Consider the following 12166-nt stretch of genomic DNA (forward strand, 5'->3'; position numbering starts at 1 on the left):
AAAGCTGAAAATTGTATCGGTAATGGTGCTAAACTTGATTGCAAGAAGTTGTACAGCATTTGGACCAAAGGAAGATAATGCTAAAAATGAACATAAAACTATTAAAAACATATACTTTCACTTCACCTGCATCTGGCTTTAATAAGTTCATCATCATTTTAATGACTGTTGATTTTCCTGCACCATTTGAACCGATGAAACCTGTTACACCCCCCTTTTTGATTTGTAAATTTAATTGTTTGATTGAAAAGTTTTATGAACATCCCGTAGTTCTACTATATTTTCCATCTTTTTTACTCCTCATATAAAATAGTTAATCATTCATGAAGCTCGGCTAAAGGTACACCAATTTCTTTACTATTCGCAACAACAGCTAATAATTGTTCTTCAATCACTTTTCATTTTTTCTCACGTACTACGTCTAAATTTTGTTCAGTAACAAAAGCTCCTTTCCCCACAATTGAATAAATAAAGCCTGCTTTTTCTAACTCTTCATACGCTCTTTTCGTTGTAATAGGAGTACGAAAACGATTTGCAGATTGAGGGGCCTATATGGAAAATAACGAAAAAATAACCAGGGCTGTCCCGTAAATTTTTTTTATTAAAAACGCAACGCTTTTTCTGATTTTTCGGTGCGGAGTCATTTATAATCATTTCGGTTTGAAAATAAATTTTATATGAAAAGGGGAATTTTTTGCTTTTTCCTTTAATGAGAGTACAATGTAAAATAGCAAGAAAGGGCGAAAAGTATTTACAGGATTATTGTACGTGCATAGCGTAAAAGGCAATAAGGATTTGAGAGGAGGTTTTTTCTCTGAATAGAAAGAAAGAAACAAGTATCCACCTTTATCATACAAACGATATACATAGCCATTTTGAAAATTGGCCGCAAATTTCTCGGTTTGTATTAGAAGAGAAAAAGCGAAGACAAGAAGCAGGAGAGTCTGTTTTTACGTTAGATATTGGCGATCATGTGGATCGTTTTCATAGTATTACAGAAGCGACAAATGGGCGCGGGAATACGCAGTTATTAAATGAAGCGCTATATGATTATGTCACGATTGGAAATAATGAAGGAATTACACTAGCGAAGGAGCATTTAGACGATTTATACGATGATGCTGAATTTGAAGTGCTTGTAGCGAATTTATTTGAAAAAGAGGGTGTACGTCCTAATTGGGCAGAGCCGTATAAACTTCATACGACGACAGATGGCATTACTATTGCTTTTATCGGTTTAACGGTAGCCTATCCAGAGTTTTATAACAGGTTAGGATGGTATATTGAAGAGCCGATGATACATTTAGAGGCCATCTTAGATGAAGTGAAAGATCAAGCACATATTACGGTTGTCCTTTCACATCTTGGGAAACATGCTGATGAATATATGGCAAAGAATTATGATATAGATGTTATTTTAGGAGCGCATACACATCACTTATTTGAGCGTGGCATGCTCGTAAATGGAACATTGCTTTGTTGTTGTGAGAAGTGGGGACATTATGTTGGGCATGTGGAACTTATTGTAGATAAGCAAACAAAACGATTATTGAAAAAAGACGGTAGAGCGATTAAAACAGAGCGTTTAAGCGCGTATAGTAAACCGTTATCCACAATCGAGCTGTTGCAGGCAGAATGTACACATATTATGGAAGAGCCTGTTGTCCAATTAAAAGAAGCGCTGCCAATAGACTGGTTTAAAGAAACAGCATTTTCTCATATGTTAGCAAATGCGTTACGAAAATGGTGCGGGGCAGAAATTGGAATGGTAAATGCAGGAGTACTATTGGAAGGACTAGAAGCAGGAATTGTAACACGCGGAGATATTCACCGAATTTGTCCACATCCGATTAATCCATGTGCATTACAAGTGCCAGGGAAAACATTAAAGGAAGTTATTTTAAAAGCGCGTCGTCCGAATATGGAACAGCTTGAAGTAAAAGGATTTGGTTTTCGCGGTAAAGTGATGGGTAAGATGGTTTATGATGGACTAGAGGTGATATTTGATACGGTTCCTGGGAATAAAATTTTGATTGAGGATATACTAATTAACGGTGAATCAATCGAATTAGATCGTATCTATACAGTAGGGACAATTGATATGTACACATTTGGTTACTTATACCCAGAACTATCCACACTTTCTCATAAACAGTACTACATGCCAGAATTGCTTAGAGATGTGTTAACTAATATGTTGACAACTTCTACATCGTTTAATCAAACTATAGGCTAGTTAACCTGTAACACTCATTTCTCTCTCCTCATACAGATAAGAAAGAGAGGAGTGGGTGAATAATGGTGAGTATAGAGCCTATTATTATTGATCACTATACGTTTATAGGAGTTAGTGTAAAGCTTCCAAAGACAAATTTGCTAGCTATTATGAGTGATAAAGGATATATTATGTGCGGAGCATTAGATGTCGGTTTATTAAATGAGAAATTAAAAGATCGCGGGGTTGTTGCTGGTCGTGCAGTTGGTGTTAGAACAATTGAACAACTGCTTGAAGCCCCACTGGAATCGGTAACAACTGAGGCAGAGAAATTAGGCATTACAGCAGGAACAATTGGAAAAGATGCACTATTAAAAATGATATAAGTATATATCGTCCCTCTTTCTTGCATAGAAATGATATAAGAAGGAGGGTTTCTTATGCGCACATTTCGTCCGAAGACTTCGCGGTTTAGACGTGGCCCGCTTCCCTTTCGCCATGTCCTACTCATCTCATTTATTATTTTTTTATTGTTGACATTACAAGGATTGTGGATTGTGAATAAAAGTATACAGCCAACACTTATAAAATATGGAGAAACACAAACGCATAAAATGGCAACAGTAGTAATGACAAAGGCGGTAAAAGATCGTATAAAGGAAGGCTTTGATGTGGATTCATTAATGAAGGTGCAAAATGATAAGAATGGAAAAGTATCCACAATTGATTTAAATACGAAACAAGTAAACGAGATTTTAACATCCACAACGACATACATAGAAAAGTATTTACATCAGGTGGAAAATGGGAATATGAAAGCGCTCGGCCTTCCAGAAGAAAGCGGGGTGTCGATGTCCGTTCCGCTCGGACGCATAACAGATAATGCACTTCTTGGAAATATAGGACCAGATATTCCAATTGACTTTACAACGATTGGGCATGTTAGCACAGATATTAAGCAAAAAATTGAACCGCAAGGAATTAATAATACAGCTATTAAAATTATGATGGAGGTAGAGGTAACGTTACAAGTTATTATCCCATTTCGAACGAAAGATATTACAGTGAAGCAAGATATTCCTATTGCAACGCGAATTGTTCAAGGAGAAGTACCAGCGTATTATGGAAATGGCGGGATTGTAATACCTGATAAAAAGAAAACGGACGATTAATGGATGAATATCATTTTGATTCAATCATCTGTGGGATAGAAATAACCGTGGCAATCCGCCACGGTTATTTCTTTAAGCTAGCGCGTTCTTTTCGTTCCCATAAGCTTAAGTGCATGTATGGATCAAAAGCCCATTCCGTGTAACCATTATCTTTATATAGACCAAAGTGTAAATGAGGAGGAAATTTACCAGTTGTACCGGGTGGCCCATATCCTGTATTTCCAACGAAGCCAAGAACTGTGCCAGGTTCTACAATTTGACCAAGCTGTATTTCTTTTGAAAATCCACCTAAATGGGCGTAATAATGATAGTTATTATACAGGTCTCGTATTCCAATGCGCCATCCACCAAGGCGATTCCATCCTTTTGTTTCAATGATGCCGTAACAAGTAGACCGCACTGGGACACCATGTCTTGCAAAAATATCAGTTCCTTCATGAATCCGTCTTCCGCCAAAACTTCGTCCCGCACCAAAAGTACTGCGGTAGCTATGATCGCTGTGAATTGGAAGTGGGAAGGCATTTCCTTCTAAATTTATGCGTCCATAATGTTTATAAATTCGAGCATATTCGGTAATTAACTCCACGGTCTTGGCACGTCTATAATATTCCCAAAGCATAATTTTTATACGGTCTTCGGAAGTTCCTTGTTTTTTTATAATTGTTGCCATTGTGTGCAACAAATCACGGTCATTATTTGCATCTGCTCGTCCATCTTGATTGCCATCTAAACCGATTCCAGCAAATAAAGAAATAGTATAAGGTAGAGTATCATGAGGATCAGGATTAGCAGGCCCCGACCATATTTCTGGTTTGAAATAAATGGAAATAATCGCATCAGGTTTTTTCGGAATATCACGCCTAACACTTCGTATATTACGTTCATATTGATCGATGGCAGCTAGATAGTACCAAGGAACATCCAAAGATTTCTCAGTCTCTTTGTAGAGTTCCATCCGTTTATCATATATGCTTTGTTTCTCTTCACCATAAGCAATGCCTTGCTGAAGAAGAAAGAAAATCGAAAGTAAGAGAGAAATTTTTCGAAGCATGAAATAAACTCCTTTCACAACATCACTCTCCTTAGTGTTAGATATACGGAATATTTCATTATAGTAAATCATTGGTAAAAAATCTTACAATCTTCATTTGAGCAAATCGCTTTCATACGTTAAAATAGATATGTTACATTGAAAGAAGCGAACACGGTAAACTATTTCATATTGTGCGGAGTTGATAACATGACAAAACAAACAGAATATAAGCGCAAGCCCGAATGGTTGAAAATTAAGTTAAATACAAATGAAAACTATACAGGCTTAAAGAAAATGATGCGTTCTAAGCAGCTTCATACAGTTTGTGAAGAAGCAAAATGTCCGAACATTCATGAATGTTGGGCAGTAAGAAAAACAGCAACATTTATGATTTTAGGTGCAATTTGTACACGTGCTTGCCGCTTCTGTGCGGTTAAAACAGGCTTACCAACAGAGCTTGATTTACAAGAGCCAGAACGCGTAGCGGATTCTGTTGTACAAATGGGATTAAAACACGTTGTTATAACAGCGGTTGCACGCGATGATTTAAAGGACGGAGGAGCTGCGGTTTTTGCTGAAACAGTGCGCGCAGTTCGCCGCAAAAATCCATTTACATCTATTGAAGTGTTACCATCTGATATGGGTGGGGTAGAAGAGAATTTAAGAATATTAATGGATGCAAAACCAGATATTTTAAACCATAACATTGAAACGGTACGTCGATTATCTGACCGAGTTCGCGCAAGAGCAAAATATGATCGTTCCTTAGAATTTTTACGTCGTGCAAAAGAAATGCAACCTGATATTCCAACTAAATCTAGCATTATGGTGGGATTAGGAGAAACAAGAGAAGATTTACTTGAAGCAATGGACGATTTACGTGCGAACAATGTGGATATTTTAACGCTTGGACAATATCTACAACCATCTAAGAAACACTTACCAGTTATTCGATATTACACACCTGCTGAATTTGCAGAGCTGAAAGAAATTGCGCTTAGCAAAGGATTCAGTCACTGTGAAGCGGGTCCACTTGTGCGCTCTTCTTACCATGCAGATGAGCAAGTTCGTTCTGCAAAAGAGAATACAGTAGAAGCAAAATAATACAAAAAAGAGAGCAAATGACTAGCTCTCTTTTTTGTATTCCAAAACGGGATTTTGACATGTGGATAAAATTTTCTTTAATTCTTCTGTGGATAATTCGATTGTAAAGTCTGGAACACCTGGTGATATTAAAATTTTATCATAGTTATAGACAGAGCTATCCACAATAATTGTTACATCCGCCGAATAGCCAAAAGGAGCCACGCATCCAGGAATACATCCAGTTTGTTCTCTTAGTTCATCTGGTGAACAAAGAGAGAGATGTTGTCCAGTTATTGCTTTTATTTTGCTTTGATCCAGACGAGTTCCTTCTATTGTGAAGAATACATAATAAGAATTAGATTTTGATTTTAAAAATAAGCTTTTACTTGGAACACCTTGTAAACCAAGGCGTTCGCGAACAACTCGATCTGTTTCATAATCAAGAACTGGCTCATGTTCAAATTTTTCGTAAGAAGCGTTTGTTTTATGTAGTAAAGATATTACTTCTTCATACATACTTTGTGATACCCCTTCCTAAGTTTGTTACAGATTTATCTCATTTTTCATGCATGTTGTAAAACAATAATGAGCATGTTTAGGCATCTTCTCGTGATGTCAACTGAATGAATTTGAAAGGGATGTTCTTTGTGAGTATGATGTTATATACTATTGTTTCCACAGTCTGTGGATTATCGGTTGTTCAGAAATTGTAATTTCATAAACATCAGGGTTACTTACGTTTTTCCATTCTTGAAAGCCAATCTGATTAAAGTACTTTAGAATCAGCGTTAGCAGATTTCCATGTGTAACAAGTAACGTTACTTGATGCTCTTTTTCTAAAACATGCTTGATTAATGAAGCTACACGTTCCATCGCTTGTTTTGTTGACTCTCCGCCTGAGAAGGCGATATCTATATTTGTAAAAGTATATTCTAATTTCTGTAGCCAATCTTTCATGGGCCTATTACTCAGTATACGTTCGGCTAAGCGTTCATCTTGCTCATTTGTAGGTTCACTAGTGATGCAAATGGTGTAATGGACTGAATTGCTCTCTTAAAAGGGCTCGAAATAATGGAATCGATTTGTAAGCGACTTGTCATAAGAAATTCAGCAAGGGCAGATGCTTGCTTTTCGCCTTCAATTGTGAGCATTGCATCACGACTTTTTCCTGTTGCAGAGCAGTGCCGGATTACAATTAACTTCTTCAAATTTCATCCCTCACTTTTCAAGTTGACCCTACATAACTTCGACAAAAAGAAGAAAAATTCCTCTATTCAAAAAAAGCTAAGCATTTTCGCTTAGCTTTTGGAAGGTTCCGTTGTTAGTTTTTCTCTCATGTTTCGAATTAGAATGAATGCAAAAATAGTAAAAATAAAGAAGATACTTTCTGTAACAAATATATTCAGCACTTGTTTTTGATAAAGAGCTGCAAAGAAATCAACGAGTGCATGAAACAGTACAGCATATATGACGAAAATATATTTTTTCTGTTTTACACCATACAACACAAGCATTGTAAAGGAAATTTGTAGAACGAGTGCCATCATTCTTTCTACCCCGCCGAGTAAATATAGATACGAAGGAGCAGAAAGTAAGGCATCCTGTACTTGACTCAGTTGAGGTGTTTTTTCAATGAGTTGTGCAAAGCTACCATTATTAATAGAAGTAGCAAAAATAAGAGCTTGAAGCCCAGCAAGTCCTCCAATTAAGATGGATTCAATCCCTCCATGACCGATTCCGTAGGCAAAGCCGTCTTTATATTCTTGGTATTTCTTTAATAGGAAAAAGAAGGCGATAAAGCGTCCTACTTCCTCAAAGATACCAGCGGCAAATCCACCATAGAGTGCATATAGAAATGGATTTTCTAATATTTTAGAGGTTGTCGGATTTCCTAGCATGAATACATGAAGAGGTGTTTCAAGAATTTGAGCGAATCCGATAAAGACGAGAATACCTACCCCAACTACTTTCCAGTTTATACGATATTTTTTTCGCAAATAGATAAAAACAATAATAGGCACGAAAATCGAAAGAACAAGTTGAATAATGATGCTGGTAATGACAGTATTTGAAACCATAAATTTCACCGCTTTCTAATATATATACACTTATATTATGCCTGAATTTTTCTGGAATGTGGAGTAGTCTCCATTTTTAACATAAAAAAGATGAATTTTTGGTTGACTCTCACGTTGCGTGATACTTTATTGTAGAAGCTAAGGGAGGCAAGATCAATGACAATGAGAGTAAAAGAAGTAGCTGATTTAGTAGGTATTAGTGTGCGCACACTTCATCATTATGATGAAATTGGACTATTAATTCCAGATGAGGTAACAGAATCAGGATATCGCCTATATTCCAACAAAAACTTAGAAACACTCCAGCAAATTTTATTTTTTAAAGAGCTTGGCTTCCCTTTAAAGAAGATTAAGGAAATTATCATGAGTCCGTCATTTGACCGAGAGGAAGCGCTTCAGTTGCATCGGAAAATGCTGCTTGAAAAACGTAAGCGGTTAGATAAGATGATTGCGACGATTGAGAAAACAATAAAGCATGAAAAAGGAGAGATTCAAATGACGAATAAAGAGAAATTTGAAGGATTTGATTTCAGTCATAACCCATATGAACAAGAAGCACGAGAACGATGGGGAGATGAAGCGGTTGATAAGGCGAATAAAGCGGCTGCTAGTATGTCTAAAGAAAAGCAGGAAGAGTTGAATCATATATACCGAAAGCTTGCTACTCTTCGGCATCATGCACCCGATTCAAAAGAAGCACAAGAAGCAATTCAAGAGTGGTATGATTATTTACAAAGCTTTGGCCATTATTCATTAGAGGCGTTTAAAGGTTTAGGGAAAATGTATGTAGATGATGAACGTTTTACGAAAAACATTGATCAATTTGGAAAAGGGTTGGCTCAGTTTATGTGCGATGCTATGGCAATATATGCAAATCGTCATCCGAAAAAATAAAAATAGAGGATGCCTAAAGATAGGCATCCTCTATTTTTATTTTTTAATCATATCATTTAATGTCTCATTTTGTGTATTGTTTAAATGTGGATTTTTGCTCATTTCACGCTTTAACATAGTAATACTTTGTTCATATTCAGTATCGTTTAATTGACCAGATTGAAGTCCTTGAATTTGAGAAATCAACTTTTGGTCTGTTGAGACATATGCTTTATAATAGCGAGGAACGACGGACAAAGCTGTTCGGTATACTTGATCTGTCACAAGCTTATGATTAGTTGTGTTTGCACGATATACAACGAATACTTCATCGTCAGTTACAAGTGTAGCAGCATTTGTTACGTCGGGAAGTTTCACAGCCATACTTGTAATCATTTCAGCGACTTTCTCCCGATTTATACTACCTACCTGATTGTTGGATACTTCATGCTTTTGTTTAGAAGAATAGCCAACTCTTGTAAGTTTTGTATTTGTATTTTCTGAATGATACATGTCATTTTTATCGGAAACAAGAATACGGCTTCCCTCCTCACGTTCCATTTCAGCTTTATTTGCTACTTGGCATCCTGCAAATAAAGAAAGGGTGAGAAACGAAAGAAACATTTGTCTTTTCATGATGTATCACCTCCTTCTTTATAGCATTTACTACTTTTCAATTTTTTGTATTTGAAATTGTTGGTTGTAAGCCTTTGTGATACGATAAAAAGAAGAATGCTTAGAAAGGGAGTTAATGATGGAGCAAAAGCAAGAGATTCATGCTACGGTGAGCATTAATAATGTTCAATACGAAGTAATTCAAGACTATCGTGACGGTTTTCGTGAAGAAGCATTTAAAGAGCGCTATGCAGAAATTTTAAATAAATATGATTATATCGTTGGTGACTGGGGGTACGATCAACTGAGATTGCGCGGCTTTTTTGATGATAGTAACCAACGTGCGACATATGATACGAAAATTAGCACAGTATCGGAGTATCTATACGAATATTGTAACTTTGGTTGTGCATACTTTGTATTACGAAAAGTAAAGAAATAAAAGAACCCCTCTTACACATATAGTAAGAGGGGTTCTTTATTCAAATTAAATCAATTCAAATAAGAATGAGCGCAGTTCTTCGGCAATTTCTTCAGAGACAGAAAAAGCATGCTCTAAGTAGCCTGGTTCGTTTAAATCGTCAGTTCCAATGATAGCGAATTTATTACGCTGCATATCAAGGACAATTGTTTTGCCATAATGACGATCGGAGTATAAAAGCGCTAAATCATGGCGTTCATTTTCTCCCATAAAGCTAACGAAACGAGTTTTTGTAGCGACTGTATCGTCGTACAGAAAGAAACGTTCTTCCATACCTTGCATGCACGCTCCTTTTTAAATATCTAAGTTTAAATGGGGCTTATGGTCTAAATGGTGATGTGTTTTAATAAAGCGTACCGTTCTTGTTTTATAACGCATAACGATAGAATATGTTTCTGCTAAATCACCGCCGAGGAATTTCACACCATCTAATAACTCGCCAGCAGATACCCCTGTTGCTGAGAAGATTGCATCTTCGCCAGATACTAAGTCTTCTAACATAAGAAGTTGACGAGGGTCTTCTAGTCCCATTTTACGGCAACGCGCCTCTTCTTCCTCATTCATTGGAACTAAGCGCGCTTGCATTTCTCCGCCAAGACACTTTAATGCTGCTGCAGAGATAACACCTTCTGGAGCACCTCCAATACCGACAAATAAGTCGATTCCTGTTCCTGGCAAAGCGGTAGCGATAGAGGCACCAACGTCACCATCACCAAATAATTTTACACGTGCTCCTTTTGCACGCACACGATCAATAATATCTTGATGACGTTCACGTTCTTGGACGATAACCGTTAGGTCACGAATCTTTTTATTATTTGCTTCTGCTACAATTTCAATTGTTTTTTCAATTGGATCATCTAAGCTAATTTTACCAGCTGCGTTTGGACCAACCGCAATCTTTTCCATGTACATATCTGGAGCATGAAGAAGATTTCCTTTATCTGCAATTGCGATAACTGCCATTGCATTTGCAAGGCCTTTTGCAACGATATTTGTACCTTCTAATGGGTCAACGGCAATATCTACTTCTGGACCGTTTCCTGTCCCTAATTGTTCACCAATATATAACATTGGTGCTTCATCAAGCTCTCCTTCACCAATTACAACAGTACCTGCCATATTTACTGAATCAAACATATTGCGCATAGCAGTAGTTGCTGCATCATCTGCTTCATTTTTTTTTCCGCGCCCCATCCATTGTGCGGATGCTAATGCCGCGGCTTCTGTTACACGGACAATTTCTAATGCGAGTTCACGTTCCAAGGTGACATTCCTCCAATTTCAAAAATCATACAGTTATAACTATAACAAATTACAGGGAAAAGGTGAATTCGAAAAATTGTCGATTTTTTCAAAAGAAAAGGTTACAATTGAAATGTAAATGCTTTAATTTCCAGGTAGGTGACCTTTTATGTACTTTGTAGATAGAAAAAAGATTGAGAAAATGTTAACGTGTCTAGAACAAGTTGTAGATACATTTCAAGAGAAAAAAATATATGAAACAAATTTTGAATATTATGCGTTAGAACGCATGTCCCATCTTATCATTGACTGTATATTAGATGTTGGTAATGCAATGATTGATGGATTTATTATGCGGGATCCAGGAAGTTATGAAGATATTATTGATATTTTAATGGATGAAAAAGTAATCAGCGGAGCGGAAGGAGAAGGACTGAAAGAAGTGATTCTTCTTCGAAAAATGCTTATGCAAGATTATATTGAAACGAATCATGAAAAAATATATGAAACAATTCAAAGACAGATTCCATTCGTACAAACATATCCTGCGAATATTCGTCGTTATTTAGAAAAGGAATTAGGACCTGTATCTGCATTTGTTGCAGAATAAATGAGTAGATAATAGTGAGAAAAAGGGAGAAGGGTGAGAAAAAGAAATGGGGGAAACGCGTACAACAAAAGAAGAAATTGTACAGCTTTTAAAAATCAATGGGGAGCACACTGTTGCGGAGTTAGCAAAATCATTGGACATTACGGAAATGGCAGTACGTCGCCATTTAAGTAAACTCGAGAAAGAGCAACTGATTGATTCCAAAATGGTAAGACAACATGTTGGACGACCGACATATTTATACGGTCTTAGTCAAAAAGGAGAAGATACATTTCCGAAAGAATATAAGCAATTTGCAATCGATATGCTGAAAGATTTAGCGAGCAGTGGTAATGAAGAGCTACTTCGGCAAATATTGAAAGCACGAACAAACAGAATGAAAGAGCATCTTCAAAAACGAGTGAATGGAAAAGGGAATTTGGCATATAAATTGCAAGAGGTAGCTGCAATTCAAGAGAAAAATGGTTATATGGTACAAGTGGAACAAGAAGATGAACAATCGTTTATCTTGAAAAAACAAAATTGTCCATTAATGGCCATTGCAGAAAAATTTCCGCAGTTATGTGAAGATGAAAAAGATATGTACAAACAATTGTTTTCTGAAGCGGATGTAAGGATATTAACCAATATGTGTGATGGGGACTGCAATTGCTCCTATCAAATTCAAGAGAAAAAATAAATGTTATGAGACGCTTTAGGGTAAAGCGTTTTTTTCTTTTGGAAAAGAGGGTAATATAGGAAAGGTATGGACGCTATTA

The 12166-nt window shown here is 36.6% G+C and carries 14 protein-coding genes and 3 pseudogenes; 8 read left to right on the plus strand and 9 right to left on the minus strand.

What is annotated here, in order from left to right:
- Positions 1–109 precede the first annotated feature (109 nt).
- Both MR059_RS17775 and MR059_RS17780 read right to left on the minus strand, forming a co-directional pair.
- A pseudogene (locus tag MR059_RS17775) lies at positions 110–288 on the minus strand (ATP-binding cassette domain-containing protein); the annotation flags it as partial.
- Between the two features lie 29 nt (positions 289–317).
- Positions 318–515 (minus strand): annotated as a pseudogene (locus MR059_RS17780) (GntR family transcriptional regulator); the annotation flags it as partial.
- 323 nt (positions 516–838) lie between these two features.
- Between MR059_RS17780 and MR059_RS17785 the strand changes: the two are divergent.
- The 3 genes from MR059_RS17785 to yunB all read left to right on the plus strand — a co-directional run bounded on the left by MR059_RS17785 (position 839) and on the right by yunB (position 3387).
- Complete coding sequence (locus tag MR059_RS17785; protein ID WP_081428411.1) at positions 839–2236, plus strand: bifunctional metallophosphatase/5'-nucleotidase; 1398 nt, start codon at positions 839–841, stop codon at positions 2234–2236.
- Between the two features lie 62 nt (positions 2237–2298).
- Positions 2299–2601, plus strand: coding sequence for a YunC family protein (locus MR059_RS17790; protein WP_012096025.1), 303 nt, complete (start codon positions 2299–2301; stop codon positions 2599–2601).
- Positions 2602–2655: 54 nt separating this feature from the next.
- Complete coding sequence (yunB, locus tag MR059_RS17795) at positions 2656–3387, plus strand: sporulation protein YunB (protein ID WP_012096024.1); 732 nt, start codon at positions 2656–2658, stop codon at positions 3385–3387.
- 64 nt (positions 3388–3451) lie between these two features.
- Here yunB and MR059_RS17800 read toward each other — a convergent pair whose 3' ends face one another.
- Complete coding sequence (locus MR059_RS17800) at positions 3452–4438, minus strand: M23 family metallopeptidase (RefSeq protein ID WP_012096023.1); 987 nt, start codon at positions 4436–4438, stop codon at positions 3452–3454.
- Positions 4439–4627: 189 nt separating this feature from the next.
- Here MR059_RS17800 and lipA point away from each other — a divergent pair, with 189 nt between their 5' ends.
- Entirely contained in the window at positions 4628–5524 is an 897-nt protein-coding gene (gene lipA / locus MR059_RS17805; RefSeq protein ID WP_012096022.1) for a lipoyl synthase, read from the plus strand.
- A 21-nt stretch (positions 5525–5545) separates the two neighbouring features.
- Here the strand turns inward: lipA and MR059_RS17810 are convergent, their stop codons facing one another.
- From MR059_RS17810 to MR059_RS17820, 3 genes and pseudogenes are all read right to left on the minus strand, one after another.
- A complete protein-coding gene (locus tag MR059_RS17810; protein ID WP_012096021.1) occupies positions 5546–6022 on the minus strand; it encodes a YbaK/EbsC family protein in 477 nt (158 codons plus the stop codon).
- 150 nt (positions 6023–6172) lie between these two features.
- Positions 6173–6714 (minus strand): annotated as a pseudogene (locus tag MR059_RS17815) (histidine phosphatase family protein).
- Positions 6715–6804: 90 nt separating this feature from the next.
- Positions 6805–7584 (minus strand): YhfC family intramembrane metalloprotease, encoded by a 780-nt coding sequence (locus MR059_RS17820; protein ID WP_048723179.1) that lies wholly within the window; start codon positions 7582–7584, stop codon positions 6805–6807.
- A 156-nt stretch (positions 7585–7740) separates the two neighbouring features.
- Here MR059_RS17820 and MR059_RS17825 point away from each other — a divergent pair, with 156 nt between their 5' ends.
- Positions 7741–8478 (plus strand): MerR family transcriptional regulator, encoded by a 738-nt coding sequence (locus tag MR059_RS17825; protein ID WP_012096019.1) that lies wholly within the window; start codon positions 7741–7743, stop codon positions 8476–8478.
- A 36-nt stretch (positions 8479–8514) separates the two neighbouring features.
- Here the strand turns inward: MR059_RS17825 and MR059_RS17830 are convergent, their stop codons facing one another.
- Positions 8515–9093 (minus strand): YhcN/YlaJ family sporulation lipoprotein, encoded by a 579-nt coding sequence (locus MR059_RS17830; RefSeq protein WP_012096018.1) that lies wholly within the window; start codon positions 9091–9093, stop codon positions 8515–8517.
- A gap of 118 nt (positions 9094–9211) precedes the next feature.
- On the opposite strand from MR059_RS17830, the gene MR059_RS17835 reads away from it, so the two are divergent.
- Positions 9212–9514, plus strand: coding sequence for a YutD family protein (locus MR059_RS17835; RefSeq protein WP_012096017.1), 303 nt, complete (start codon positions 9212–9214; stop codon positions 9512–9514).
- Positions 9515–9559: 45 nt separating this feature from the next.
- Here MR059_RS17835 and MR059_RS17840 read toward each other — a convergent pair whose 3' ends face one another.
- Complete coding sequence (locus MR059_RS17840; RefSeq protein WP_041810600.1) at positions 9560–9826, minus strand: DUF3055 domain-containing protein; 267 nt, start codon at positions 9824–9826, stop codon at positions 9560–9562.
- 21 nt (positions 9827–9847) lie between these two features.
- Positions 9848–10819: a class II fructose-bisphosphatase gene (gene glpX / locus MR059_RS17845; protein ID WP_012096015.1), complete on the minus strand. Its 972-nt coding sequence runs from the start codon at positions 10817–10819 to the stop codon at positions 9848–9850.
- 148 nt (positions 10820–10967) lie between these two features.
- Here glpX and MR059_RS17850 point away from each other — a divergent pair, with 148 nt between their 5' ends.
- Entirely contained in the window at positions 10968–11408 is a 441-nt protein-coding gene (locus MR059_RS17850; protein WP_087095520.1) for a DUF86 domain-containing protein, read from the plus strand.
- Between the two features lie 46 nt (positions 11409–11454).
- On the plus strand, positions 11455–12087 hold the full coding sequence (locus tag MR059_RS17855; protein WP_012096013.1) for a helix-turn-helix transcriptional regulator: 633 nt from the start codon (positions 11455–11457) through the stop codon (positions 12085–12087).
- The last annotated feature ends 79 nt before the right edge of the window (positions 12088–12166 follow it).

Origin of the sequence: Bacillus cereus group sp. BfR-BA-01522, from assembly GCF_022662635.1 — a bacterium.
Classification (GTDB): Bacteria; Bacillota; Bacilli; order Bacillales; family Bacillaceae_G; genus Bacillus_A; species Bacillus_A cytotoxicus.